Origin of the sequence: Pseudomonas vancouverensis (assembly GCF_004348895.1) — a bacterium.
In the GTDB taxonomy this organism is placed as follows: domain Bacteria; phylum Pseudomonadota; class Gammaproteobacteria; order Pseudomonadales; family Pseudomonadaceae; genus Aquipseudomonas; species Aquipseudomonas vancouverensis.
Genome location: NZ_RRZK01000003.1, coordinates 71,798 through 98,178, shown reverse-complemented (window position 1 = coordinate 98,178; position 26,381 = coordinate 71,798). Strand labels below are relative to the sequence as shown.

Here is a 26,381-nt window from a genome sequence, read left to right as displayed (position 1 = left end):
AACCAGCGTTCCGGCCTTCGGGGCCATCGCAGGTGGCTGACGCCGCAGTCGGTTTTCTGGCAGTAAAGGAAAAATCTGCTAACAATGCACACGGTGCGTATAACGGCAGCTACGCCATAATGCGCGCCGAGATCAAAGGAGCATCCAATGAGCAGCACTGCACAAACTGCTGAAGGCGAAAAAATTCTGATTGTTGACGACGATCCAGGGCTCAGCAGCCTGCTGGAACGCTTTTTCGTCAGCAAGGGCTATCGCGCCCGCGCAGTACCGAACACTGAACAAATGGACCGCCTGCTGGCGCGTGAAGTGTTCAACCTGGTCGTACTCGACCTGATGCTGCCCGGCGAAGACGGCCTGACCGCCTGCCGCCGCCTGCGCAACGCGAACAACCAGATTCCGATCATCATGCTCACCGCCAAGGGCGACGAGTTGAGCCGCATCAAGGGCCTGGAGCTGGGTGCCGACGATTACCTGGCCAAGCCGTTCAACCCGGACGAACTGATGGCCCGCGTCAAGGCGGTCCTGCGTCGCCAGTCGGCACCGGTGCCGGGCGCGCCGGGCAGCGAAGATGAAAGCGTGACCTTCGGTGACTACGAGCTGTCCCTGGCCACCCGCGAACTCAAGCGCGGCGAAGAAGTGCACATGCTCACCACCGGTGAGTTTGCCGTGCTCAAGGCCCTGGTGATGAACGCCCGTCAGCCGCTGACCCGGGACAAGCTGATGAACCTGGCCCGTGGCCGTGAATGGGATGCCCTCGAGCGTTCCATCGATGTGCAGATTTCCCGTCTGCGCCGGATGATCGAACCCGATCCATCCAAACCGCGTTACATCCAGACAGTCTGGGGCGTGGGTTACGTGTTTGTACCGGACGGTACCGCCACCAAGTGATGGGCGATTTGTAGGAGCGGGTCCGGCGGGCGATGAGCAACTAATCACGCCCGCAGACTCGCGATCCGCAATATGCGAGCATCGCTCGCTCCTGCAAGTATGTAACGGTTATCCATGAAAACCCCCGTTTGGTTCCCCCAGAGCTTTTTCTCCCGCACCCTTTGGCTGGTGCTCATCGTTGTACTGTTCTCCAAGGCGCTGACCCTCGTTTATCTGTTGATGAACGAAGACGTGCTCGTGGACCGTCAGTACAGCCACGGTGTGGCGCTGACCTTGCGTGCCTATTGGGCTGCCGATGAGGAGAACCGCGGCAAGATCGCCGAAGCCGCGACCCTGATCCGCGTGGTCGGCACCGGTGTGCCGGAGGGTGAGCAGCACTGGCCGTACAGCGAGATTTATCAGCGTCAGATGCAGGCGGAGCTGGGGGCAGACACCGAAGTTCGACTGCGCATGCACTCGCCGCCAGCCTTGTGGGTTCGGGCGCCAAGCCTGGGCGATGGCTGGTTGAAAGTGCCACTCTATCCTCACCCACTGCGCGGCCAGAAAATCTGGAACGTGCTGGGCTGGTTCCTGGCCATCGGTTTGCTGTCCACGGCGTCCGCCTGGATCTTCGTCAGTCAGCTCAACCAGCCGCTCAAACGTCTGGTGTACGCCGCGCGCCAATTGGGCCAGGGTCGCAGCGTGCGCCTGCCGATCAGCGATACGCCGAGTGAAATGACCGAGGTGTACCGCGCCTTCAACCAGATGGCCGAAGACGTCGAGCAGGCCGGACGCGAGCGCGAGTTGATGCTGGCCGGGGTATCCCACGACCTGCGGACACCCCTGACCCGATTGCGCCTGTCCCTCGAGCTGATGGGCGACCGCAACGACCTGACCGACGACATGGTGCGTGACATCGAGGACATGGACGCGATTCTCGACCAGTTCCTGGCCTTCATTCGCGATGGTCGCGATGAGTCGGTGGAAGAAGTCGATCTGAGCGATCTGGTGCGTGAGGTCGCTGCGCCCTACAACCAGACCGAAGAAAAGGTGCACTTGCGCCTGGAGCCGATCCAGCCGTTTCCATTGCGACGGGTGTCAATGAAGCGCTTGCTGAACAACCTGATCGGCAACGCACTGCATCATGCCGGCAGTGGCGTAGAGGTGGCGGCGTATGTCTCGGGGGATACCTCGGCGCCTTATGTGGTGCTGAGCGTCATGGACCGCGGCGCCGGGATCGATCCGGCGGAGCTGGAAGCGATTTTCAACCCGTTCACCCGGGGTGACCGCGCACGGGGTGGCAAAGGCACCGGTTTGGGGTTGGCGATCGTGAAGCGGATTGCTTCGATGCATGGCGGCAATGTCGAGCTGCGTAATCGCGAAGGTGGCGGGCTGGAAGCGCGGGTGCGCTTGCCGCTTGGGTTGCTGCTGCCGCGGGATGCGGTATAGAGGCAGCTTCGAGCGCCAAGGTTCAAGCTGCAAGAAAAAGCGGCCTTACACGAGCCGCTTGAAACTTGCAGCTTGCGGCTGGCTTCTAGCCTTTCCCTTTGGTCCGCGTCATGTTCGGCCCGCCATTCTTCTCCAGATGTTCAATGATGATCCCCGCCACGTTCTTGCCGGTGGTGGTCTCGATCCCTTCCAGACCTGGTGAGGAGTTCACCTCCATCACCAGCGGCCCGTGATTGGAGCGCAGGATGTCTACGCCTGCGACTGCCAGGCCCATGACCTTGGCCGCGCGCAGTGCCGTCATGCGCTCTTCCGGGGTGATCTTGATCAGGCTGGCGCTGCCGCCGCGGTGCAGGTTGGAGCGAAACTCGCCGGGCTTGGCCTGGCGCTTCATTGCCGCAATTACCTTGTCACCGACCACGAAACAGCGAATGTCGGCGCCACCGGCTTCCTTGATGTATTCCTGGACCATGATGTTCTGCTTGAGGCCCATGAAGGCCTCGATCACCGATTCCGCCGCCGTCGCGGTTTCGCACAGCACGACGCCGATACCCTGGGTGCCTTCCAGCACCTTGATCACCAGAGGGGCGCCGTTGACCATTTCGATCAGGTCGGGAATGTCGTCGGGGGAGTGGGCAAAGCCGGTGACCGGCAAACCGATGCCTCGACGTGAGAGCAATTGCAGGGAGCGCAGCTTGTCCCGCGAGCGGGCAATAGCGACCGACTCATTGAGCGGAAACACCCCCATCATTTCGAACTGACGCAGCACGGCGCAGCCGTAGAAAGTCACGGATGCACCGATCCGTGGGATGACCGCGTCGAACCCTTCCAGCGGTTTGCCGCGGTAGTGGATCTGCGGCTTGTGGCTGGCGATGTTCATGTAGGCGCGCAATGTGTCGACCACCACCATTTCATGCCCACGCTCAGTCCCGGCTTCGACCAGGCGGCGGGTGGAATACAGACGCGGATTCCGCGACAGCACAGCGATCTTCATGCAACACCTGTGGAGGAGGTAGATACCGGGAACACCGGCTTGTCTTGTACATATTTAATGCCCGGATTGACCACCAATTGGCCATCGATCAGGGCTTTGGAACCCAGCAACAGGCGGTAACGCATGGACTTGCGACAGGCGAGCGTGAACTGGACCCGCCAGACTCGATCACCAAGAGCCAGGGTGGTGTTGATCACGTATCGCACTTGTGCGTGACCGTTGGAGCTTTTAATGGTTTTCATCGTCACCAGCGGGGCTTCGCAACGCCGATGACGCAGTTGCACGACCGAGCCCAGATGCGCGGTAAAACGCACCCACTGCTCGCCGTCGCGTTCGAATGTTTCGATGTCAGTGGCATGCAGGCTGGAGGTACTGGCACCGGTGTCGATTTTTGCTCGAAGGCCCGCGACTCCCAGATCCGGGAGCGCCACCCACTCGCGCAGACCGACAACGGTCAAATGGTCAAATGTCTTCAAAAGTGCTCAACCGGTATAAACGCTCGGTCCGCAATCAGCCGGATTTCGCGGTATTCACGCAGAATAATGATTAAAAGGCGACAGATATCTACGGCCCGGATTTCCAGCGCCTCGGGGAGGCTCTGGCATCGCTGCATTGTAATCCGAGTCGGTGAAATTCTTGGTACGAGAGAAACGGTAGTACAGTTCACCAATATTTCAGAATGAGGAAATTCCATGGCACAAAAAAACGAAGAGGACGACAAAGTCCGCCTCGACAAGTGGTTGTGGGCTGCACGTTTTTACAAAACGCGGGCCCTGGCCAAAGCGGCGATTGAAGGCGGCAAGGTGCAGCACCGGGGCGAGCGTTGCAAACCGGGCAAGGAACCTCGTATTGGCGATGAATACGTAATCCGCACAGGCTTCGATGAGCGCACCGTGGTGGTTCAGGCACTGTCGATCGTTCGGCGTGGTGCACCAGAGGCGCAGGCGCTTTATGCGGAGACCGAAGCCAGTATCGCCAAGCGCGAAACGGCGGCGGCACAGAGAAAGGCGGGCGCCCTGGGTGTGAGCACCGATGGCAAGCCGAGCAAGAAGCAGCGAAGGGACCTGTTCAAGTTCCGCGGCAACAGCAACGAGTAGGAGGGGGGAGGGGCATTCCTGTGGGAGTGTGACTTGCCCGTGATCGAGCGCGCAGCGCCCGTCGAGTTCCACCGTAACTTCAGCGGCACCCTTGCAATTGCGCGTGCGCGCATCCATATCCGCTGTTCGCCTGTGGCGCAGCATAGGGGCACTATTGCCGCTCGTCGAAAATCGCACACAGCTTCGGACCTGTAGGTCATAACCACAGTGCCAGCATTGCAGAGCGAGAGACGTCGCTACCTGTCAGCGTTTGATCCCTCGACTTGGATCAGGCCCCGATTGTTCATAAAATGCCTTTCATGGCAGAACATTGCGCACCTGAGGGTGCGGCGCGGCAAATATTTTTGCTTCTGTAACCTTTTTTACCACTTCAGATACCCAGACCTATGACCGATCAAGCGGATAACGACTTCACCCAACGCTTCATCTTCGATGACAGCGACACCCGCGGCGAGCTGGTCTCGTTGGAGCTCAGCTACGCCGAAGTCCTGGCCAAGCACGCCTACCCGCAGCCGGTTGCGCAATTGCTCGGTGAGCTGATGGCGGCCGCTTCGTTGCTGGTCGGCACCTTGAAGTTCGATGGACTGCTGATTCTGCAGGCCCGCTCCGAAGGCCCGATCCCGCTATTGATGATCGAATGCTCCAGCGAGCGCGACATCCGTGGCCTGGCCCGCTATGACGCGGATCGCATCGCACCAGACGCCACCTTGGCCGACCTGATGCCGGACGGCGTCCTGGCGTTGACCATCGACCCGAAACAGGGCCAGCGTTATCAAGGTATCGTCGACCTCGACGGCGCCACCCTGTCGGAATGCTTCACCAACTATTTCGTCATGTCCCAGCAGGTCGGTACACGCTTCTGGCTGTATGCCGACGGCCGTCGTGCCCGTGGCCTGCTGTTGCAGCAACTGCCAGCCGACCGCTTGAAAGACGAAGACGAGCGTGCCGCCAGCTGGCAGCACATCACCACGCTGGGGAGCACGCTGACCGCTGATGAGCTGCTGAGCCTGGACAACGAAACCGTGTTGCATCGTCTTTATCATGACGAGCAGGTGCGTCTGTTCGATGTGCAGAAGCTGCGCTTCCGCTGCAGCTGCTCGCGCGAGCGTTCGGCCAATGCCCTGGTCAGTCTCGGCAGCGAAGACGCCCAGCAATTGGTGCTCGAACACGGTGGCAACATCGAGATCGATTGCCAGTTCTGCAACCAGCGCTACCTGTTCGACGCTGCCGATGTCACTCAATTATTCGCCGGAGCGGGTGTCGATACGCCGTCAGATACCCGTCACTAAAACGGTTCAGCGCAGGTAAATTCACTGGCCAGCGCCGGATTAACGCCGTTACGACGGGAGGGGCCTACTCTTTTTGGGCTTTTCTGGCATAATCCGGCCCACTTTTTTCGCGGTAGTAGTGCACGACTTTCTACTACAAAAACGTTTGGAGCACTCGGCCACTGGCCGACGGGGAACCTCATGACGCAAGCCAATAACGCCGTGTACACCGATCTGAGTGTTGATGATCTGGTTAAAGAAGCCCTCAATCGCGGTGAAGGCGAGCTTGCCGATACTGGCGCACTGGTCGTTCGCACCGGTCACCGTACCGGCCGTTCGCCAGTTGATCGTTTCATCGTTGAAGAGCCAAGCACCCAGGCTTCCATCGCCTGGGGCCCGATCAACCGCAAGTTCCCGGCCGACAAGTTCGATGCCCTGTGGGCTCGCGTCGAGGCGTTCAACAACGCGCAAGAGCATTTCGTTTCCCACGTGCATGTAGGTGCCGCTTCCGAGCACTACCTGGCAGTGAAGATGACCACCCAGACTGCCTGGCAGAACCTGTTCGGTCGTTGCCTGTTCATCAACCCGGCCCAGTACAACCCGGCTGGCCGTGAAGAGTGGCAGATCCTCAACGTCGCCAACTTCGAGTGCGTGCCAGAGCGTGACGGCACCAACTCCGACGGCTGCGTGATCCTCAACTTCGCACAGAAGAAAGTGCTGATCGCCGGCATGCGTTACGCCGGTGAGATGAAGAAGGCCATGTTCTCGGTGCAGAACTTCCTGCTGCCGGCTGCTGACGTGCTGCCAATGCACTGCGCTGCCAACATCGGTGAAGAAGGCGACGTGACCCTGTTCTTCGGTCTGTCCGGCACCGGCAAGACCACCCTGTCCGCCGACGAAAGCCGTTACCTGATCGGTGACGACGAACACGGTTGGGGCGAGGGCGTGGTGTTCAACATCGAAGGCGGTTGCTATGCCAAGTGCATCGACCTGTCCGAGAAGAACGAGCCGGTTATCTGGAAGGCCATCAAGCACGGCGCAGTGCTGGAAAACGTCGTCATCGATGATGCCAAGCACGCCGACTACACCGATGTCAGCCTGACCCAGAACAGCCGTGCCGCGTACCCGCTGGAGCACGTTGCCAAGCGTTCCGAGAAGAACCTCGGTGGCGAGCCGAACGCTGTGATCTTCCTGACCTGCGACCTGACCGGCGTACTGCCGCCAGTGTCGATCCTCAACGAAGAGCAAGCGGCCTACCACTTCCTGTCCGGCTACACCGCGCTGGTTGGTTCGACCGAAATGGGTTCGGGCAGCGGCATCAAGTCGACCTTCTCCACCTGCTTCGGCGCGCCGTTCTTCCCGCGTCCGGCTGGCGAATACGCTGAGCTGCTGATCAAGCGTATCCGTGGGTTCGGCTCCAAGGTTTACCTGGTCAACACCGGCTGGACCGGTGGCGGCTACGGCGTCGGCAAGCGTTTCAACATTCCGACCACCCGTGCCGTGATCGCAGCGATCCAGAGCGGCGCTCTGATCGGTACCGAAACCGAGCACCTGGACACCATCAACCTCGACGTGCCAGTGGCCGTACCGGGCGTTGAGACTGGCTTGCTGAACCCACGCAACACCTGGGCTGATAAAGCTGCCTACGACGAAGCCGCCAAGGCACTGGCTGGCCTGTTCATCGAGAACTTCAAGAAGTTCGAAGTGAGCGACGCGATCAAGGCTGCTGGTCCACAGCTGTAAGCGTTGGCTTGATGCAATGAAAAAGCCGCCCTTCGGGGCGGCTTTTTTGTGCGCGTCCGTTCAGGTTTTGAGGTGCAAGACAAACGCACCGAACAGCACCAACAAGACCCCGAGCACCTGCACTGTTGTCAGCCGCTCCTTGAAAAATACGTAGCCCATGATCGCCGCTATGCCGCCGGACAGTGTGCTGATGACCGTGACCACCGACACCGATCCAGCCACAGCGCCCCAGGCAAAGGCGGAAAATCCACCGAGGTTCATCAGGCTGGCACCGGTCAGGGTCAGGCAGTTTTTCAGCGGCGGGATTTTCAGGCCGTCGTCTATCCTGAGGACAATCACCACCAGCACCATCAGCCCGACCAGATAGGCCAGCCAGAGCATCGTCACCGGGCCCAGTGCCGGCAGGACGAAACGACCCTGCAACCAGAAGCTCGTGCCATACAACAATGCCGCCAGCAGCGCGAAGGCAATTGAGCTGCCGGCCTGTGTGTTATGCGGGAGTTTCGGGTCCGAGTGAATGCTCGACAGCACTACCCCCAGCACACAGAGCCCGATACACGCCAACTGAATCAGATTGATATGTTCGCCACTGGCCCAGGACAGCAGCGTGGTCACCACACCATAGGAGGTCACCAGTGGCGCGACGATCGAGGCTTTGCCTAGCGCGAAAGCCTTGGACAAGGCCAAGGCGCCTGAAACGGTCAGCACTGCAGCGACAAGGCCGATCAGCCAGGTCTCGAGCGAGGCGGACATCGAGCGCAAAATGAATACGGGGAACGCGATCAGCAACAGGCTCATGATGGTAAAGCCCAGCGCCTGACCGAAATACACGGCGCGTTTAACCCCAACAGCGCGGGCGTTCAAACCCACCAGAAAATCCGTGCCGCCCCACATCACGGCGGCCAACAGGCCCATCATTACATCCATGCAATGCCCTTATTGTTTGGCGTCGGGGACGTTGCAGGTCTTCAATTTCCTGGATCTCCCGGCGTTGCGCTCAAGGAATACATCCTAGCTGCTGGGAGGGAGTTAGCGATAGCGGCCGCAGTGTGCGTTAGCGCTCATTACAAGCAGGCTCGCAATGAGAGGACGTGGAGATTCTTGAATCGGTATTTCTTGGCAGGCGTTGCCGGGCAATGTCGAGCAGGTCATTGCCGTCCTGGGTCAGCAGGTACAGCGCACTGATGATCTTGGGAATATCACTGGCATCGGCCTGTTTGAAGCACAGGCAATACAGGGTTTCGAGTAAATCGTTGGCGGCACGGATGCGTTGTCGGGCGGCATCGAGGATTTCGTAAGGATCAGCCTCGGTGTCGATAACCAATACCGGGGTTTCGCTGTAGCTGGAGTTGAGGGGGCGATAGCGTTCTTCAAGTGTATTGGTTGAGGGCATGGATGTCGGTCCTGGAATAAGTTGGAGGTCATTCCGGCAGGCCGTTACGGTATTTTCAGCCTCGTCAAAACTATGAAGACAGTAGTGCAATCGGGCAATACAGCCGCAGTGGACAGGTTTTGTAGGGCTTTTACTGCCTTGGGGGAATGCTCCTACGCATTCCCCTTGGTTTCATCAGTGAAGGCTTGTTCAGGGAATGATTCCTACAGTGTTTGTGAGAAATGCATGTAGGGAGCTTTGATGGGTACGATTCAATTGACGACGGGTAAGCGGCGCGATGCTGCATCAAGGTCCAGCAATCCTCGCCCATAAGCTTCGCTGTTGGCGTAGAGGCCGGTGCGGTTTGCGGTTTCAAGCAAGTGATCACGCACCTGTTGCGCGCTCATTTGCGGATAAAGGCTCTGTACCGCTGCCAAGGCGCCGCTGACCAGAGCAGCAGCAGGTGAGGTGCCAGCCGTTTGCACATACTGGCCGTCCTTGCCGGTGGTCAGTAAACCCTGCTCGGCTCCAGAGTCCCCGCCGGGAACCGCGATGCACCAGGCTCTGGCAACACCGCAATAGTTGGATTTTCCATTGATCGCGCTGCCGTCGTTTTTCAATGCGACGACGGCAATCCAGCCCTTCTCCAGTTCCGGCACGGCAAGGGGCAGCCCCGGTTCCGCCAGTGGCTCGCGCTTGAGCTCATTGCCGGTTGGAAACACAAACACCGCTCCCTGCTTAACCAGTTTTCGAGCGATCGCCAGCGATTCGGGCATGACCTGGTTGTAGCGTGCTTCAGTCAGTTCAGTCGCCGGAATGGCATTGGCCCAGGAGTTATTGAAGATGCGTGCGCCGTTGTCATACCCGCTTTGCCAGGAACCGGCGATCTCGCTGTCGAAGAAAAAGGGCTCGTTGTCGTCGCCGAAACGAAAGGGGATCAGCTGCGCATTGAACGCGACGCCATGCATACCCTGGTCATCCTTGTTGGCGGCGAGAATACCGGCCATTTGCGTGCCATGACCGACTCGATCGAAAGTACCGGGACGATTTTCAACATGGTCATAACCGGGGTGTGCCACTCTGCCGGCAAACTCTGGCAGATCAGCGTTCAAGCCTGAGTCGATCAATGCCACGGTCACACCTTTTCCGGTGCCACCGCGGGCATAGAGGTGTGATGCCTGCACGACTGCCAAACCCTTTTGAGCGCGATACTCGGCTGTTTCGAATGTGTCGGGTGCGATTGAGAGTGTTCCGGTAGCGGTCATGCAGCCACCGAGCAGCAGCGGTAATGTCAGGGCAAGAGGAATTCGAGAGGCGGAGGGGGGCAACATGATCAGTCCTTGGTAAAGGTGACGCGCCTGTCAGTCTTCATGTGCGATGAAGGCAATGCGCGGAATTCGGTTAGAGGATCACGAACCTTACCTGTGACGTACACGGGGCGTGAGATGGCAAAACGCTCTGTGTGTTTCAACCTGTGGCCCGTACGACGCGAGTCAAGGCTGTATCATCCCGTATCGTTTTTATCGCCGACCTTTTCTCGACTCGCTGCCTTCCCTGACTAGTCTTTGAGTCTCGCAGCAGTCAACGGAGTGACAGCTCATGCACAACACCCTGGAACAGGTTTTCGGTTATCCACAGTTTCGACCAGGCCAGGAAGCCGCCGTCAGTGCGGTGCTGGCGGGGCGCTCGGCCGCGGCGATTTTCCCCACGGGCTCCGGCAAGTCGCTTTGTTATCAATTACCGGCCGTGTTGCTGCCAAACCTGACCCTGGTGGTCTCGCCCTTGCTGGCGTTGATGCAGGATCAGCTGGCGTTCCTGCAACGCCATGGCATTGCCGCGGGTAGCATCGACTCGGCACAAAGCCGCGATGAAGCCAGTGCCGTCATGGCGCGCGCGAAGTCCGGTGAGCTGAAGATCCTGATGGTCTCGGTGGAGCGTTTGAAGAACGAGCGCTTCCGGCATTTCCTGCAGCAGGTTCCGATCTCGCTGCTGGTGGTGGACGAGGCTCACTGTATTTCCGAGTGGGGCCATAACTTTCGTCCGGATTACCTCAAGCTTCCCGATTACCAGCGTCAGTTCAACATCCCGCAGGCGTTGTTGCTGACAGCGACGGCGACCCCAAAAGTCATTGCGGACATGCAAGCGAAATTCGCCATAGACGCCGATGATGTGGTGACCACCGGTTTCTATCGGCCGAACCTGAATCTACTGGTGGAACCGGTTCCCGGAGCGGACAAACGCCGGCGACTCGTCGAGTGGATGAGTGAGCGCACAGGCCAGCCGAGCATCGTCTACGTCACCTTGCAGAAGACCGCCGAACACATCGGCGAACACCTTAATCGCAATGGTATTCAGGCCGAGGCTTATCACGCCGGTTTGCCTCACGATCAACGCGAAGGCATCCAGAAGCGTTTCATGGGCGGCCAATCCAACTGCATCGTCGCCACCATCGCTTTCGGCATGGGCATCGACAAGAGCGACATCCGCAATGTGGTGCACTTTGACCTGCCCAAATCCATCGAAAACTACAGTCAGGAAATCGGCCGCGCCGGGCGTGACGGACAGCCGTCCGATTGTCTGGTGCTGGCCAATCGCGACAGCCTCAATGTGCTGGAAAACTTTGTCTACGGCGACACACCGGAACTGGACGGCATCCGCTATGTGCTTGACGAGTTGCAGGCGGCCGCAGCTGACGGTCAGTGGGAGTTTCTTTTAGGGCCGCTGGCGGACCACAGCAACATCCGCCAATTGCCGCTAAAGACCTTGCTGGTGCAGTTGGAACTGCGTGGAATCATCGCGCCGCGCTACGCCTATTACGCCGAATACCGCTTCAAGTACCTGCAGGAGCCCGAAGCACTGTTGGCCAGGTTTGAGGGGGAGCGCAGGGATTTCGTCGCCGCGATCATCCAGACCTCGAGCCGTGCGCGAACCTGGGCCACGGTGAATTTCGATGCCCTGTATGAGCAGCATCAGGCCGAGCGCAGCCGGGTGGTCAAGGCGCTGGATTATTTCCAGGAGAAGGGCTGGGTCGAGCTGGAAAGCAAGCAGATGACCGAGGTCTACGCCGTGCTGCAGTCGGGCTTCGACAGCGACGCATTGAGTCGGGAACTGCACGGCGGTTTCATTCGACATGAGCAGACCGAGGTTGCGCGAATTCACGCGATGCTGGAGCTGTTCGCGACCGATCGCTGCATGGGTTTTCGCCTGGCCGAATACTTTGGCGATCAGAACGCCCCGCAGCAGTGCGGGCATTGTTCGGTGTGTCACGGGCATGTCGCGCGATTGCCGGCCCCGCCGGAGTTGCCGGCACTTGTGGATAAAAACTTCGAGACGCTGTGTGGCGGTTTTATCCACAGGCACCAGCAACACACTGGCAGCATTCCTTCGACGGAAAGGGTGACGCGATTCCTGTGCGGAATCAGCGTGCCGTTGTTCACCAAACTCAAGACCCGCTCCATTGCGGGTTTCGGCGTACTGGAGGATTACCCCTACGCCGAGGTGCGCGATTGGGCCGCGCAGCATCTGGCAGGCTTATCCATCGCCTGAATGTTGCTCATCACAGGAATAAATTTCAAAAATGAGCGGTGGCTGACTATGGTGATGGCTGTCTTTGGATCGCCAACAAGAGAACACAACATGAGCCAGACACCGTCGAATATTCAGCGCGCCGCCGTGATCGGCGCGGGCACCATGGGCCGTGGCATTGTCATGTGCCTGGCCAACGCCGGCGTGGCGGTGCAATGGGTGGACAACAACCCGCAGATGCTGGAGCAGGCGCTGGGCGCCGTGGCTGACACCTATGCCCACAACGTTCGCCAGGGCCGGATTGATCAGGCTGAAGCCGATGCCCGCATTGCACGGGTATCGGCAGCGGCGGATTACGCGGCCATTCGCGACGTCGATCTGGTCATCGAGGCGGTGTACGAGAACCTCGAACTGAAACAGAAAATCTTTCGTGAACTCGATGGTCTGCTCAAGCCTGAAGCCATCCTGGCCAGTAACACCTCGGCGCTGGATATCGACGCTATCGCCGCGGCCACGCGCCGCCCACAGCAGGTACTGGGCCTGCACTTCTTCAGCCCGGCACACATCATGAAGCTGCTGGAAGTCGTGCGCGGTGCGCAAACTGCGCCGGCGGTGCTAGAGGCTGCCCTTGAGCTGGGCAAGCGCATGGGCAAAGTCAGTGTGGTGTCAGGCAATTGCGACGGCTTCATCGGCAATCGCATGCTCAATACCTATGTGCTGGAGGCGCGCAAGATGCTGCTCGAAGGCGCCTATCCTCACCAGGTGGACGCGGCGCTCCAGGGCTTCGGCTTTGCCATGGGGCCGTTCCGCATGTTCGATGTGGTCGGTATCGATCTGCAATGGCGGGCCCGACAACTGTCCGGTATCGGCCAGGATGTGCCGGAAGTTCAGGTGGATAACCGGCTGTGCGAAATGCAGCGATTCGGCCAGAAAAGCGGCAACGGTTATTACCATTATGAGCCGGGCAGTCGCCAGGCAGAGCACGACCCGCTGGTGGATGCGCTGGTGTTGGAAGTCAGCGAAGGTTTGGGCTTTCATCGCCGTGAAATCGGTCAGGACGAAATCCTCGAACGTTGCCTGCTGGCGCTGGTCAACGAAGGGGCGAAAATTTTGCAGGAAGGCATTGCCGGGTCGTCCCATGACGTCGATCTGGTTTACCTCAACGGCTACGGGTTCCCGGCGGACAAGGGTGGGCCGATGGCTTGGGCCGACCAGCAAGGTCTGGCGGACATTCATCGGCGCTTGATGGACCTTGAGACGCGGCAGGGTGACCACTGGAAACCGGCGCGGGTGATGGGTGAGCTGGCGGCGGCGGGCAAGGGTTTCGCTGACCATTGATTGACGTGGTGCCCTGAAGGGCACCATCGTCGGATCTGTGCCCGGAGACGGGCTCGCGAAAAACGATAACGCGTTTTTCGCTTTAGACTTGGCACACCCATTCCAGGAATTGACACCGATGCCACAGCGCACCGAATACCCGCACTTCCAGCCCATCACCACCCGCTGGCATGACAATGACGCCTATGGACACGTCAATAACGTCACCTACTACAGCTTCTTCGATTCCGCGGTGAACACCTACCTGATCGAAGTCGGCGGGCTGGATATCCATGAGGGCGAGGTGGTGGGTTTCGTGGTGAGTTCGGCTTGCGATTACTTTGCGTCCATTGCCTTTCCGGAGCGCATCGAGATCGGATTGCGGGTCGGCAAGCTGGGCAACAGCTCAGTGCAGTACGAGCTGGCTGTGTTCAAGCAAGGCGAGGAGGAAGCCTGCGCGGCGGGGCGCTTCGTGCATGTATTTGTCGATCGTGCATCGAATCAGCCTGTGTCGATTCCTGCAGGCTTGCGTGCAGCGCTGGAACGTCTGGTGATTCAGTAACGCAAAAAAAATCGCAGCCCTTGGGCTGCGATTTTTGCAGTACTCGATCACGAGGCGCTGGAGGCCTTAGTCGCGGTAGTACTTGTGGTGCTTGCGATGGCCATAGGCATGACCGTGGTGACGGTGGCCGTCACGGTAGTAGCGGCGATCATCATGGCCACGATAGGAGCGACGGTCGTCGTCCTCTTCGTTGCTCTTGTTGCCCATGTAGTTACCCAGCGCGCCACCGGCACCGCCGCCTGCTGCGGAGCCGATCAGGCTGCCGGTGGTGCCGCCCATGCTGCGGCCGACCACGTTACCACCTGCTGCGCCCAATGCACCGCCAATGGCTGCTTCGCCACGGCTGTGTTTGTTCGCGCCGACGGCGCTACCACCCGCGCCGCCCAGGGCCGCGCCGATGGTCGAACCGGTATTGCCGCCCAGCGACTGACCGACGACCGAGCCCAAAACCCCGCCCAATGCGCCGCCTACGCCGGCTTCGGTAGTGCCGCCAGCAGACGCAAAACCGCTGACCAGGCCAAGGGACAACAAGAGAATCGAGGAGAACTTCATGGAGGAACCTCAAGGGGATGACGGCGCGATCCTGAGGCTGTGTCAGAGGTGTGACAATCGAAATCCGACGAGTAACACGACTTGTACACAATTGTGCAAGTTATTGTTTTTTAGGCGGAACTTAACGTTTTTTCGTTGGTCTTTTATTACTTCGCAAAGGCTGTTTTCGAGAGAAAACGGCCTTTTTTGTGGGCGATGGGAAAGTGTTGTGGCAGCTCGGACAATGGATTGAATCGTCTGGCCCCATCGCTCGCGATGGGGCCAGTAGACTACGAGCTACGCAGATCTGGCCATGATCAAGCCAGTCTCACTCGCCGCCTCCAATCGAATCGCCACAAACTTCGAAGTCGGCGTATGGCTGCCATCGCCGATGCTTTCCAGCGGCACCAACGGGTTCACCTCCGGATAGTAGGCCGCCGCTTGCCCGGCAGGAATATCGAACGCCAGTAGCGTGAAGCCTTTGACCCGGCGCTCAACGCCATCATCCCAGAGCGAAACGATGTCCGCCTTCTGCCCCGGCTTGAAGCCCAGGCGAATGATGTCGGCCTCGTTAACGAACAATACGTCGCGCTGCCCCTTCACCCCGCGATAACGGTCATTGAGGCCATAGATCGTGGTGTTGTACTGATCGTGGGAGCGCATCGACTGCATGATCAGGTCCGGCAGTACGCCGGTGGCGCGGGTACGTTCGTGGATCAGGTCCCTGGGCAGGCTGTTCGGCTTGAAATTGGCCCGACCCGATGCGGTGTTCCACTTGCGTGCACCGGCACTGTTGCCGAGGTAGAAGCCGCCGGGGTTCTTGACCTTCTCGTTGAAGTCCTTGAAGCCGGGAATCGTATCGGCGATCAGGTCGCGAATGCGGCTGTAGTCAGCCACCAGCCAGTTCCAGTCCACCGGGTGGTTGCCCAGGGTCGCGGCAGCGATACCGGCGAGGATCGCCGGCTCCGAACGCATCTGGTTCGACAGCGCCTGCAACTGGCCGTTGGAGGCGTGGACCATGCTGAACGAATCTTCGACGGTCACCGCTTGCGGGCCTTCTGCCTGCACATCGATGTCGGTGCGACCCAGGCACGGCAGGATCAGCGCGTCCTTGCCGTGGGTCAGGTGGCTGCGGTTGAGCTTGGTGCTGATCTGCACGGTCAGGTCGCAGTTTTGCAGGGCCTGGAAGGTGCGTGGGCTGTCCGGCGTCGCTTGGGCGAAGTTACCACCCAGGCCGATAAAGACCTTGGCCCGGCCTTCCGCCATGGCGTGAATCGCCTCGACTACGTTGTGACCGTTGTGGCGAGGTACCTTGAACTGGAAACGACGCTCCAGCGAGTCGAGGAAGGCCACCGGCGGGCGCTCGTTGATGCCCATGGTCCGGTCGCCCTGCACGTTACTGTGCCCGCGTACGGGGCACAGGCCGGCACCGGGTCGACCAATGTTGCCGCGCAGCATCATCAGGTTGGCGATTTCCTGGATGGTCGCGACCGAATGGCGATGCTGGGTGATGCCCATGGCCCAGCACATGATGACGTTCTTGCCCTTGGCGTACATCCGCGCCGCTTGTTCGATCTCTTCCAGGCTCAGGCCGGACTGCTCGACGATCTGCTCCCACGGCGTGTCGTCGATGACCGCCAGGTAATCCAGCACATTGACGCTGTGCTCATTGAGGAAGTCGTGGTCGAACACCGCAGCAGCGCCGGTGCGTTGCGCGTCGCGTTCCCACAGCAGGAGAAACTTCGCCATGCCGCGCATGATCGCCATGTCGCCGCCCAGGGCCGGACGGAAGAATGCGGTATTGGTTGGCTTGTCGCCGTTGGTGAGCATTTCGATCGGGTGCTGCGGATGCTGGAAGCGCTCCAGCCCACGCTCCTTCAGCGGGTTGATGCACACCACCTGAGCGCCACGCTTCACCGCTTCACGCAGTGGTTCGAGCATGCGCGGGTGGTTGGTGCCGGGGTTCTGGCCCCAGACGAAAATCGCATCGGCGTGTTCGAAGTCATCGAAGGTCACGGTGCCTTTACCGACACCGACGCTCTGCGACAACGCCACGCCGCTGGCCTCGTGGCACATGTTCGAGCAGTCAGGGAAATTGTTGGTGCCGAAGGCGCGCACGAACAATTGATAGAGGTAAGCCGCTTCGTTGCTGGCGCGACCGGAGGTGTAGAACTCGGCCTGGTCCGGGCTGGACAAACCATTCAAGTGTTTGGCGATCAGCGCGAACGCGTCGTCCCAGCTGATCGGCTTGTAGCGGTCGGTCTCGGCGTCGTAGCGCATCGGCTCGGTCAGGCGTCCCTGGTATTCAAGCCAGTAGTCGCTTTGCTCGAGCAGGGCGCTGACGCTGTGTTTGGCGAAGAACTTGCCATCGACACGGCGTTTGGTGGCTTCCCAGTTCACTGCCTTGGCGCCGTTCTCGCAGAACATCACCATGCCCTTTTCCGGGGAATCGCCCCAGGCGCAACCCGGGCAGTCGAAACCGCCATTCTGGTTGGTCTTGAGCATGATGCGCAGGTTTTTCAGGGCATTGTCACTGGTCAACCAGGCCTGGGCCACGCTGATCAGGGCGCCCCAGCCACCGGCTGGGCCTTTGTAGGGTTTGTAGCGAGGAACGGGTGTCTGGTCGGCTTGACGGTGTTGACTCACGCTTGGTTCTCCGACGTTGGGCTGTACACCCGCGGTGCATTCTTCTGTGGCAAATGGATGAGGTTGAGGTTGTGGCGACGGGCCCACTGCACGGCAAGGCCGGTGGGCGAGGACAGGCTGACCAGGGTCTGGATACCGGCGCGCAGGACTTTCTGGATCAATTCGAGGCTGCAACGGCTGGTGACAATCGCCAGCCCACCCGCCGTCGGGATGTTCCGCCGGACCAGCCCGCCGATCAGTTTGTCGAGGGCGTTGTGCCGACCGATGTCTTCACGACCCATGAGCAATTCGCCCTGGGCGTTCATGAACACAGCCGCGTGCACCGCACCGCAATGCTGGCCCAGCGGTTGGAAGGCACCGATGCGCTGGCGCAGGCCATCGAGCCATTCCACGGGCGGCAAGGGTGCACCGGGCAATACCTGCAGGTCGGGCAATGCCTGTTCGACCGCTTCCACACCACACAAGCCGCAGCCGCTGGTGCCGGCCAGTTGCCGACGCTGTTGCTTGAGATTCCAGAAGGCGCGGTTGGCAATGGTTACTTGCGCGTATTGCGCGGAGCCCGAACCGCTCAGTTGCAGGTCGTAGATGTCCGTCGCGTCCTGAATGATGCCGCTGCCGAGGCTGAAGCCGACGATAAAGTCTTCGAGATCGGTGGGGGTTACCAACATCACAGCCTGACTGATGCCGTTGTAGGCAATCGCCAGCGCGACTTCCTCAGCCAACGCGGTGTCGGCCGACTCCGAGAATTGGAGATTGCTGTAACTGTAGGTCTGGCTGGCGGCGGGGGCGGGCGTTTCGAGGGCAGGCGCCGCGCAGACTGGGCGCTTGGTGTTCATGGCATCACCGTCGGTTTGATCTGCTTTAAGACTAGGCGCGGCAACTTGTCGCGTCTAATCGCTATTACTGATCTGCCGATAGATGCCGTCGATCAAGCACCTATTGGCGATTGTTGATAGATCGCAAAACAGGCTTCGGCCAAGGCCGAGCGTGGTGCACTGCGACGCATGATCAACCCCAGTTGGCCAAGGGTTTGCGCATTTTCGATCGGTTGCAGGCGCAAATGCTCGGTCAGGCCTTCGAGGCCGCCGTCCAATGGCATGACGGCGCAACACAGGCCGCCGTGCACGGCTTGTAACAATTGATGCACGGCATCGGTCTGCAATAGCGGCTGCGGATTGAGACCGCGACTGTGGAAGTTATGGTCGATCGACTGACGAAAATGCATGCCACTGCTGAGCATGCCCAGCGGCAGTTCGATCAGCGACTCCCAGCTCAGCGGCGCCTCGCCGAAAGAAAAGAAGCGCTGATCGTAGAGCAGGCCCATGCGGGTTTCGCTGAAGGCCAGGGCGTCGTAATGCTCGGTGTCCAGGCGTTCCAGGTAAGAAACCCCGAGGTCCAGGCGATTGCTCGCCAGTTGTTCGAGGATCTGCTCGGAGCTTAGTGCCGAGAGCTCGAAGCGCAGGTTCGGGTGCTCGCCGTGCAGGCGTTGCAGCAGTGGCAGCGGATCGAAGCTCGACAGCGGCACCACGCCCAGGCGCAACGTACCGACCAGATTGCCGCGACAGGCAGCCGCCTCGGCGTACAGGCCATCGTAGGCGGCCAGCACGGCTCGCGCCCAGGCCAGCACGCGTTCACCCGGCGCAGTGAAACCTTCGAAGCGCTGGCCGCGGTTTACCAGCGGCAGCTCGAGTTCTTCCTCGAGGCTGCGCAGACGCATGGACAGGGTCGGCTGGGTGATGTGGCAGCGCGCGGCCGCCTGGCCGAAATGGCGGGTTTCGTCGAGGGCGATGAGGAATTTCAGCTGCTTGATGTCCATCTTCGCTCCAGGGTGCGGGAAGGTGCCGATTCTATCCCAAGCGGGGTCATTGGTCGGCTGGGAATCGCAGGTGGCGGCTGTGGTCTAGGCTTTGACCTCTGGACCCCCGAAACCCAAGGAGCGTGCACCATGAGTCTTTTGAGCTTTGTGAAAGAGGCAGGCGAAAAGCTGATTAATTTGCTGACCCCCGGCAATGCCAATGCCGGCGAGCAATTGAAAGAGCACATCAGCAAGGTCGGCCTGGGTAACCCGAATGTGCAGGCGACGGTTGATGGCCACAAAGTAACAGTGACTGGTGAAGTCGCCAGTCAGGAGGAAAAGGAAAAAATTCTGCTGGCCGTGGGCAACATTGAAGGTGTCGAAAGCGTTGACGACCAGATCACTGTGACCGGACCTGTGGTAGCCGCCGCGCGTTTTGTGGTGGTCAAAAAGGGCGACACCCTTAGCGCCATCTCATTGGCCGTGTATGGCAACGCCAATCAATACAACAAGATTTTCGAAGCCAACAAACCGATGCTTTCCCATCCGGACAAGATCTATCCGGGGCAGACGTTGCGGATTCCTGAGTAACCTTCAAGGCCGCCATCGTCGGAACGCCGCCCGGAGCAAGCTCGCTCCCACAAGGGCAGATGTGATTCCTGTGGGAGCGATGGGGCGGCGATGGGATTTGCTCGCGAAGCCGGCGCCACGGTCTCACAGCCCGGCAATCAAATCCCGATAATCCTCTACCGCGGCAAATTCTGCCGTGTCCCTGGGGCCCTTGCGGCTATCGGGCTGACGCACCGCCAACAGGTGCGCCACACCAAAGTCCCGTGCACTGCGCAGAATCGGCAGGGTATCGTCGATGAACAGGCTGCGCGACGGATCGAAATGGATATCGGCCTGCAGCGCGTCCCAGAATTGCGGGTTCTCCTTGGGGAAACCGTAGTCATGGGAGCTGATCAACCGTTCGAAGTAAGGCGCCAACTGGATTCTTTCCAGTTTCAGCGACAGCGAATCCCGGTGGGCATTGGTGATCAGCACCACGCGCTTGCCGGCTCGCTTGATCGCGTCCAGAAAGGTATCGGCATCGGGGCGCAAGGCAATCAGGTGCGCGGTTTCCAGTTTCAGCTCGCGCACCGACAACTTCAGTTCGGCGCTCCAGAAATCCAGGCAGTACCACTGCAACTGGCCGGCGTTGCGCTCGAACAGCGGCTGCAACTCCTGCTCGGCCATGGCCCGGCTGACCCCATGCAATTCGGCGTAACGCTGGGGCAGGTGTTCCAGCCAGAAATGGTTGTCGAAGTGCAGGTCCAGCAGCGTGCCGTCCATGTCCAGTAGAACGGTATCGATATCGGACCAGGGTAGTGAAGGCATGGCGGCGTCTCGGGCGGTAGAAAGATTTCTGACGTAAATAAACAGGAAAGCCGCGTTATAGTAGCGCGTTCACGCCAAGGAGCTTTGCATGCGCCAGAAACCCACCATACTCGCCCGCGAAATTGTCGCCACCAGTCGATTGTTCTGCGTGGAAGAGCTGAAGTTGCGTTTTTCCAATGGCGTGGAGCGCACCTACGAGCGCCTGGTCGGCAAAGGCGCGGGGTACGGCGCGGTGATGATCGTGGCCATGCTCGATGCCGAGCATGCAGTGTTGGTCGAAGAGTATTGCGGCGGCACGGACGAATACGAAATGTCGTTACCCAAAGGCTTGATCGAGCCGGGCGAAGACGTGTTGGCAGCCGCTGAACGCGAGCTCAAGGAAGAGGCCGGTTATGGCGCCCGACAGTTGGAGCATTTGACCGAGTTGTCGTTGTCCCCCGGCTATATGAGCCAGAAGATTCAAGTGGTGCTGGCCACAGAACTCTACGAAGAGCGTCTGGAAGGCGATGAGCCAGAGCCGATGCGGGTCGACAAGGTCAACCTGCGTGAACTGTCGGCGCTGGCGCAAACGCCGCAATTTACCGAAGGCCGTGCCTTGGCGGCGCTGTACCTGGCCCGCGATCTACTGACCCAGCGTGGGGTGTTTCGACCATGAATTTTCCACATCCGTTGATGGCCCCGGTGATCGAACTGGCCTTGCAGGCAGGCGACGCCATTCTGCCGTTCTGGCGCACCGGTACGGCGGTCACCGCCAAGGCTGACGAGTCGCCGGTGACTGCGGCCGACCTGGCCGCGCATCACCTGATCCTCGCCGGTCTCACGGCACTCGATCCGAGTATTCCCGTGCTTTCGGAAGAGGACGCTGATATCCCGCAAAACGTGCGGGCCGGTTGGCAGCGCTGGTGGCTGGTCGATCCGCTCGATGGCACCAAGGAGTTCATCAGCGGCAGCGAGGAGTTCACCGTCAACATTGCCCTGGTCGAAAACGGGCGTGTGGTGTTTGGCGTGGTGTCGATGCCGACCAATGGACGCTTCTATGTCGGTGGTGCAGGGCTGGGGGCGTGGCGTGGCGACAAGGGTGGGACACCGGTCGAGATTCATGTGCGTGATGCCCTGGCGCCCGGCGAGTCGTTTACCGTGGTCGCCAGCCGTCGTCACTCCAGCCTCGAGCAGGAGCGTTTACTGGCGGGCTTGAGCGCCAGTCTGGGTGAACTGCAACTGGCGAACATCGGCAGCTCGTTGAAGTTTTGCCTGGTGGCCGAGGGGGCAGCCGATTGTTATCCGCGCCTGGCGCCGACTTCGCAGTGGGACACGGCCGCCGCCCAAGGTGTGCTGGAGGGTGCCGGTGGTGAGGTGTTGGCGTTGAGCGGGGAGTCGTTCAGCTATCCGGCGCGGGAAACGCTACGCAATGGCTTCTTCCTGGCACTGCCGGCGAAGGCGGCCTGGCGGAAAAGGTTGTTGGAACTCGCCAACCTGTAGGAGTGAGCTTGCTCCGGGCGCCGGCAAGCCGGCGCCTACAGAGTTTCAGCGGTGCAGCACGTATTGCCCTACAAACCTTACCGCCACTTCCTCCCGACCGTCATTCACCACTCGCGTGTTCAATGTCAAACGTGCCCGGCTATAGCGCTGGAAAGTCGCCAGAAATTTCTTCCACACCACCGGGTCCGGCGCTTCGCAAATGGCAATCGCGTCGCCGGTAACCGGCAGCGGATAGCTGATCTGTCCTTCCTGAATCACGATGTGCCCGTCGGTGATCCCTTCTTCCTTCAAACGCAGATGCAACCAGCCCCAACCGGCCAGCACCGCGCCACAATACAGGCTGCCGCCGAACATCGTGCTCTTGTGGTTGACGTTGGCGTCGAGCGGCAGGTGCAGACGCAGTTGCTGGTCGTGCCAGTCGAGTACCGTGAGGCCCATGTCCCGTGTCAGGGGGATGTCGTGATGAAGAACGGATTCCAGTTGACGACTGTCGCGGCTCATTCAGTGGTCTCTTGTTTGAAGTGGATGGTTGGACCTTAGCTCAGTCGAGGTCATCGGTGTGGGCGAAACTCAAACCGTGCTTGCGCAGCTTGTCGTGCAAGGTCTTGCGCGGGATGCCGAGGGCTTCGGCAACGCTGCGCACGGAGCTGTGCGAGCGCGCCAGTTCGGCGGCGATCAGCGACTTTTCGAAGTTCTCCACCTGTTCGCTCAAGCCACCACTGATCACTTCAACCGAGGTGCGTCCGCCATCTGGCGTGTCATTGTCCAACGCCAGTTCCAGGCCGAGGGCGAAGCGTTCGGCGGCGTTTTGCAGCTCGCGCACGTTGCCCGGCCAGGTATGCCGCAACAACAGCGCACGCTGTCCCGGTTGCAGTTCATGGGGGGGCAGGCCGTGGCGTGCGCTGGCTTCATCGGCAAAATGCTGGAACAGCACCAGGGCGTCTTCACCCCGTTCGCGCAGCGGTGGAATGCGCAGCGGAGCAACGTTCAGGCGGTAATACAGGTCGGCGCGAAAACGGCCTTGATCCGCCGACTGGCGCAAGTCTTCCTTGGTGGCGGCGATGATGCGAATGTCCAGCGGAATCAACTGATTGCCGCCCAGGCGTTCGACGACCCGTTCTTGCAGCAGGCGCAGCAGTTTGACCTGAACATCCAGGCTCATGCTCTCGATCTCGTCGAGGAACAGCGTGCCGCCGTTGGCGAACTCGAACTTGCCGATGCGGCGTTTTTGCGCGCCGGTAAAGGCACCGGGTTCATGACCGAACAACTCGCTTTCGACCACGGACTCGGCCAGTGCACCGGCATTGATGGCGACGAAGGGACCGTTTCTGCGCGCCGACAAATCGTGCAGCGCCCTGGCCACCACTTCCTTACCGGCGCCGGTTTCACCGAGGATCAGCACGTCGGCCCGGGTCGCTGCCAATGCACCAATCTGCTCACGCAGGCGCAGCATCGAAGGCGACTGGCCAACCAGGCGTGCACTGAGTTCGTTGCGGTCGCTCAGGGCCAGGCGCAGGCTGCGGTTGTCCAGCACCAGTCTGCGCAGGGCCAACGCACGGCGCACGCTGTCGAGCAGGGCGTCGCTGGCGAAAGGTTTTTCGAGAAAGTCATAAGCGCCCGCCCGCATCGCCTGCACCGCCAGCGGTACATCGCCATGGCCGGTAATCAGCAGCACCGGCAGTTCCGGATCCTGGGCGTGCAGCTCGCTCAACAGTTCCAGACCGTCCATACCCGGCATGCGAATGTCGCTGACCACCACCCCCGGCCAGTCGCGCTCCAGTTGAGCGGCGAGGCCCTTGGCTTCGGCCAGCGGCAGGATTTTCAGGCCCGCCAGGTCCAGCGTCTGGCCCAGCGCCTGACGCAGATGGGGATCGTCGTCGATCAACACAACCTGGATGCGATTGTCGATGGTCATGCACTTCGGTCCTCGGACGGTTGCAGGCTGACGCCAGGCGCGCCTGCACGTAGCTTCAGGGTAATCAGGGCGCCACCTTCCTTGTGGTTGGCGAACAGCAGTTCACCGCCGAAGGCACGCATCAGGGTTTCGCAGATGGCCAACCCCAGACCGAGGCCCTGGGTACGGGTCTTGGTGGTGTAGAAGGGTTCGCTGGCGCGGCCCAAGGCCTCCATGCAAAAGCCGGGACCATTGTCGCGAATGTACAAGGTGACGCCTTCAGCCGTGGATTGGGCACTCAGCCAGAGTTTGCGCGGCGGGCCTTTTTCCGTCAGGGCATCCAGGGCGTTGGCCAGCAGGTTGCCCAGCACCTGGCGCAGACGGGTTTCCCCGGCCTCGACCCACAGCGTGGCGGCCGGTAAATCGCGGATCAGTTCGACGTCCATGCTGCGGCGGCGCTTGGCCAGCAGCGCCAGGGCATCATCCAGTGCCGGTTGCAGGGCAACGCTTTCCGGGGCATGACGATCGCGTCGGGCGAAGGCGCGCAGGTGGGCGATGATCGACGCCATGCGCCCGGTCAGTTCGCTGATCAATTTCAGGTTGCCGCGGGCATCGTCGGTGCGCTGATGGTCCAACAACACTTCGGCGTTTTCCGCGTAGCTGCGAATGGCAGCCAGCGGCTGATTGAGCTCATGGCTGATGCTCGCTGACATGGTGCCCAGCGCCGACAGTTTGCCGGCCTGCACCAGATCATCCTGGGCGCGGACCAGTTCCTGCTGGGCCTGTTCACGTTCCAGTACTTCCTGTTTCAGCCGACGGTTGAGGCCTTCCAGATCACTGGTGCGCTCCGCGACCCGGCCTTCGAGTTCACGTCGCGCCTTGGCTTCGAAGGCGATGCGGTCGAGGTAATGGCGCCGGCGTTGCATCATCAGGCCGAGCAACAGCATCACGACCAGCAGTGTTGCACCACCGATGGCGACGACGGTACGAACCGGTCGGTCGATCAGGGTACGTGGCGCAAGAATGCTGACGTTCCAGCCGGTTTCGGCAATGGCTTGGGTCTGGGTCAGCCACGCTTTGGGGTTGAGATTCAGCGGTCTGGGGTCGCGGGTCGGATAAGGTTGGATGGCGGTGATGGCTTCCTGTTCTGCATCACTCAAGGGTCGAGTCGAGCGAAACCGCCATTCGGGGCGCGAGGTGAGGATGACCACGTCGTTCTGGTCAGTCAGCAGCAGTTGTTCCGGGGTCTTGCCCCACAGGCTTTCGGTGTGGTCCAGGTCGACCTTGACCACCAGCACGCCGATGATTTTCTCGCCATCACGCACGCCGGCGGCAAAGAAGTATCCGCGCTTGGCCGACGTCGTGCCCAAGCCGAAGAAGCGCCCGAGCCGCCCGGCCATGGCTTCACTGAAATAGGGGCGGAAGGAAAAATTGCGGCCGACGAAGCTGTCGTGTTTGTCCCAGTTCGAAGCCGCCAGGGTCTTGCCCTTGGCGTCCATCAGGTACATGACTTCGGCACCGGTCTGGGTACTGATGTTTTTCAACAGGCGATTGGCATTGCCTTGGGTGACGCCATCGTCCGGTGCATTGAACATGGCACGCAGGGCCGGCAGGTCGCCGAGAATCTGCGGCAACACTTCATAGCGGTGCAGGGTGCCAAGCAAGTTGGCGACGTAGAGATCAAGGGTCTGCCGGTTCTGACTGGCCAGCTCACTGCGATAGTAACGCTCGGCCAGATGTTGCAATGGCCACAGCAGGGGTGCCAGGCAAATCGCCAGGATGGCCAGGCTGCGCCAACGGGGTCTGGGAGGGAGGGTCGGTTTCATGAGCAACATGCGCCTGTGGGGACAGGCGCATTATGCCTAGGCTTGCGCACGTAGTCTGCGCGCCCCGGTGCTTCCGGCCTGACCTGGGTTTTCAGGCGAAGAGGTCGGCGTCCTTGAAAAAGGCAGCCGCCTGGTCCTTTGCCGACAGTTGCGGCGCTTCTTCCAGTTGCCAGTCGATGGCCAGGTCCGGATCGTCCCAGCGAATGCTGCGCTCGGCAGACGGCATGTAGTAGTTAGTGGTTTTATAGAGGAACTCGGCAAAGTCGCTCAGCACCACGAAACCGTGGGCAAAGCCTTCCGGTACCCAGAGTTGGCGACGGTTTTCAGCGGACAGGCGCACGGCCACCCACTTGCCGAAGTGTGGCGAGCTACGACGAATGTCTACGGCGACATCCAGCACTTCACCGGCTGTGACACGCACCAGTTTGCCCTGGGTGTTTTGCAACTGATAATGCAGGCCACGCAACACGCCTTTCTGCGAGCGGGAATGGTTGTCCTGAACAAATTGCGTGTCCAGGCCAGTGGCCTGCCTGAATGCCAGCTCATTGAAGCTCTCATAGAAGAAACCACGTTCGTCACCATAGACCTTGGGTTCGAAGATCAGAACGCCGGGCAGGTCGGTGGTCACTACATTCATGGTGT

General features: G+C 60.3%; 25 protein-coding genes. 11 read left to right on the top strand and 14 right to left on the bottom strand.

Annotated elements, in window-relative coordinates; genetic code table 11:
* Window positions 1-147: 147 nt before the first annotated feature.
* Both ompR and EIY72_RS02985 read left to right on the top strand, forming a co-directional pair.
* Complete coding sequence (ompR, locus tag EIY72_RS02990; protein WP_007972873.1) at window positions 148-888, top strand: osmolarity response regulator transcription factor OmpR; 741 nt, start codon at window positions 148-150, stop codon at window positions 886-888.
* 114 nt (window positions 889-1,002) lie between these two features.
* Window positions 1,003-2,316, top strand: a complete 1,314-nt coding sequence (locus tag EIY72_RS02985) for an ATP-binding protein (protein WP_132680101.1) — start codon at window positions 1,003-1,005, stop codon at window positions 2,314-2,316.
* Window positions 2,317-2,401: 85 nt separating this feature from the next.
* On the opposite strand, the gene rimK is transcribed toward EIY72_RS02985, so the two are convergent.
* Together rimK and rimB are read right to left on the bottom strand one after the other, a co-directional pair.
* Window positions 2,402-3,307 (bottom strand): 30S ribosomal protein S6--L-glutamate ligase, encoded by a 906-nt coding sequence (gene rimK, locus EIY72_RS02980; protein WP_007972871.1) that lies wholly within the window; start codon window positions 3,305-3,307, stop codon window positions 2,402-2,404.
* Window positions 3,304-3,783, bottom strand: a complete 480-nt coding sequence (rimB, locus tag EIY72_RS02975) for a retropepsin-like aspartic endopeptidase RimB (RefSeq protein ID WP_093227733.1) — start codon at window positions 3,781-3,783, stop codon at window positions 3,304-3,306. Before rimB ends, rimK begins: the two co-directional genes overlap by 4 nt.
* 216 nt (window positions 3,784-3,999) lie before the next feature.
* On the opposite strand from rimB, the gene EIY72_RS02970 reads away from it, so the two are divergent.
* The 3 genes from EIY72_RS02970 (at window position 4,000) to EIY72_RS02960 (ending at window position 7,415) form a co-directional block, all read left to right on the top strand.
* A complete protein-coding gene (locus EIY72_RS02970; protein WP_093227732.1) occupies window positions 4,000-4,404 on the top strand; it encodes an RNA-binding S4 domain-containing protein in 405 nt (134 codons plus the stop codon).
* A 386-nt stretch (window positions 4,405-4,790) separates the two neighbouring features.
* Window positions 4,791-5,693, top strand: coding sequence for an Hsp33 family molecular chaperone HslO (gene hslO / locus EIY72_RS02965; RefSeq protein WP_093227730.1), 903 nt, complete (start codon window positions 4,791-4,793; stop codon window positions 5,691-5,693).
* A 180-nt stretch (window positions 5,694-5,873) separates the two neighbouring features.
* Complete coding sequence (locus tag EIY72_RS02960; RefSeq protein WP_093227728.1) at window positions 5,874-7,415, top strand: phosphoenolpyruvate carboxykinase; 1,542 nt, start codon at window positions 5,874-5,876, stop codon at window positions 7,413-7,415.
* Window positions 7,416-7,475: 60 nt separating this feature from the next.
* Here EIY72_RS02960 and EIY72_RS02955 read toward each other — a convergent pair whose 3' ends face one another.
* From EIY72_RS02955 to EIY72_RS02945, 3 genes are all read right to left on the bottom strand, one after another.
* Window positions 7,476-8,330, bottom strand: coding sequence for a DMT family transporter (locus tag EIY72_RS02955; RefSeq protein ID WP_093227726.1), 855 nt, complete (start codon window positions 8,328-8,330; stop codon window positions 7,476-7,478).
* Window positions 8,331-8,469: 139 nt separating this feature from the next.
* Entirely contained in the window at window positions 8,470-8,808 is a 339-nt protein-coding gene (locus EIY72_RS02950) for a hypothetical protein (RefSeq protein ID WP_093227724.1), read from the bottom strand.
* A 251-nt stretch (window positions 8,809-9,059) separates the two neighbouring features.
* On the bottom strand, window positions 9,060-10,118 hold the full coding sequence (locus EIY72_RS02945; protein ID WP_371315403.1) for a S8 family peptidase: 1,059 nt from the start codon (window positions 10,116-10,118) through the stop codon (window positions 9,060-9,062).
* A gap of 268 nt (window positions 10,119-10,386) precedes the next feature.
* On the opposite strand from EIY72_RS02945, the gene EIY72_RS02940 reads away from it, so the two are divergent.
* From EIY72_RS02940 to EIY72_RS02930, 3 genes are all read left to right on the top strand, one after another.
* The gene (locus EIY72_RS02940; protein WP_093227720.1) at window positions 10,387-12,333 is read left to right on the top strand and encodes a RecQ family ATP-dependent DNA helicase; all 1,947 of its coding nucleotides are present in this window, start codon (window positions 10,387-10,389) and stop codon (window positions 12,331-12,333) included.
* Between the two features lie 90 nt (window positions 12,334-12,423).
* Window positions 12,424-13,650 carry a 3-hydroxyacyl-CoA dehydrogenase gene (locus EIY72_RS02935; protein WP_093227718.1) on the top strand — a complete coding sequence of 409 codons (1,227 nt, stop codon included), beginning with the start codon at window positions 12,424-12,426 and terminating at the stop codon, window positions 13,648-13,650.
* Window positions 13,651-13,768: 118 nt separating this feature from the next.
* The gene (locus EIY72_RS02930) at window positions 13,769-14,191 is read left to right on the top strand and encodes an acyl-CoA thioesterase (protein WP_093227716.1); all 423 of its coding nucleotides are present in this window, start codon (window positions 13,769-13,771) and stop codon (window positions 14,189-14,191) included.
* Between the two features lie 66 nt (window positions 14,192-14,257).
* On the opposite strand, the gene EIY72_RS02925 is transcribed toward EIY72_RS02930, so the two are convergent.
* The 4 genes from EIY72_RS02925 to EIY72_RS02910 form a co-directional block, all read right to left on the bottom strand.
* Window positions 14,258-14,743 (bottom strand): glycine zipper domain-containing protein, encoded by a 486-nt coding sequence (locus tag EIY72_RS02925; protein ID WP_093227714.1) that lies wholly within the window; start codon window positions 14,741-14,743, stop codon window positions 14,258-14,260.
* 276 nt (window positions 14,744-15,019) lie between these two features.
* Window positions 15,020-17,368 carry an FdhF/YdeP family oxidoreductase gene (locus tag EIY72_RS02920; RefSeq protein ID WP_093227712.1) on the bottom strand — a complete coding sequence of 783 codons (2,349 nt, stop codon included), beginning with the start codon at window positions 17,366-17,368 and terminating at the stop codon, window positions 15,020-15,022.
* A complete protein-coding gene (gene fdhD, locus EIY72_RS02915) occupies window positions 17,365-18,204 on the bottom strand; it encodes a formate dehydrogenase accessory sulfurtransferase FdhD (RefSeq protein ID WP_093227710.1) in 840 nt (279 codons plus the stop codon). Before fdhD ends, EIY72_RS02920 begins: the two co-directional genes overlap by 4 nt.
* Before the next feature lie 92 nt (window positions 18,205-18,296).
* Window positions 18,297-19,184 carry a LysR family transcriptional regulator gene (locus EIY72_RS02910; RefSeq protein ID WP_093227708.1) on the bottom strand — a complete coding sequence of 296 codons (888 nt, stop codon included), beginning with the start codon at window positions 19,182-19,184 and terminating at the stop codon, window positions 18,297-18,299.
* Between the two features lie 129 nt (window positions 19,185-19,313).
* On the opposite strand from EIY72_RS02910, the gene lysM reads away from it, so the two are divergent.
* Window positions 19,314-19,754 (top strand): peptidoglycan-binding protein LysM, encoded by a 441-nt coding sequence (gene lysM / locus EIY72_RS02905; protein ID WP_093227706.1) that lies wholly within the window; start codon window positions 19,314-19,316, stop codon window positions 19,752-19,754.
* Between the two features lie 123 nt (window positions 19,755-19,877).
* Here the strand turns inward: lysM and yrfG are convergent, their stop codons facing one another.
* Entirely contained in the window at window positions 19,878-20,540 is a 663-nt protein-coding gene (yrfG, locus tag EIY72_RS02900) for a GMP/IMP nucleotidase (protein WP_093227704.1), read from the bottom strand.
* Window positions 20,541-20,628: 88 nt separating this feature from the next.
* On the opposite strand from yrfG, the gene nudE reads away from it, so the two are divergent.
* Window positions 20,629-21,195: an ADP compounds hydrolase NudE gene (nudE, locus tag EIY72_RS02895; RefSeq protein WP_093227702.1), complete on the top strand. Its 567-nt coding sequence runs from the start codon at window positions 20,629-20,631 to the stop codon at window positions 21,193-21,195.
* Window positions 21,192-22,019, top strand: a complete 828-nt coding sequence (gene cysQ, locus EIY72_RS02890; RefSeq protein ID WP_093227700.1) for a 3'(2'),5'-bisphosphate nucleotidase CysQ — start codon at window positions 21,192-21,194, stop codon at window positions 22,017-22,019. Before nudE ends, cysQ begins: the two co-directional genes overlap by 4 nt.
* Window positions 22,020-22,064: 45 nt before the next feature.
* Here the strand turns inward: cysQ and EIY72_RS02885 are convergent, their stop codons facing one another.
* The 4 genes from EIY72_RS02885 to rfbC form a co-directional block, all read right to left on the bottom strand.
* Entirely contained in the window at window positions 22,065-22,520 is a 456-nt protein-coding gene (locus EIY72_RS02885; protein WP_093227698.1) for a YiiD C-terminal domain-containing protein, read from the bottom strand.
* Window positions 22,521-22,560: 40 nt separating this feature from the next.
* Window positions 22,561-23,934 carry a sigma-54-dependent transcriptional regulator gene (locus EIY72_RS02880; RefSeq protein ID WP_093227696.1) on the bottom strand — a complete coding sequence of 458 codons (1,374 nt, stop codon included), beginning with the start codon at window positions 23,932-23,934 and terminating at the stop codon, window positions 22,561-22,563.
* Window positions 23,931-25,739: a sensor histidine kinase gene (locus EIY72_RS02875; RefSeq protein WP_093227694.1), complete on the bottom strand. Its 1,809-nt coding sequence runs from the start codon at window positions 25,737-25,739 to the stop codon at window positions 23,931-23,933. The genes EIY72_RS02880 and EIY72_RS02875 overlap by 4 nt, the downstream gene beginning before the upstream one ends.
* A gap of 91 nt (window positions 25,740-25,830) precedes the next feature.
* Window positions 25,831-26,376: a dTDP-4-dehydrorhamnose 3,5-epimerase gene (gene rfbC, locus EIY72_RS02870; RefSeq protein ID WP_093227692.1), complete on the bottom strand. Its 546-nt coding sequence runs from the start codon at window positions 26,374-26,376 to the stop codon at window positions 25,831-25,833.
* Between the last annotated feature and the right edge of the window lie 5 nt (window positions 26,377-26,381).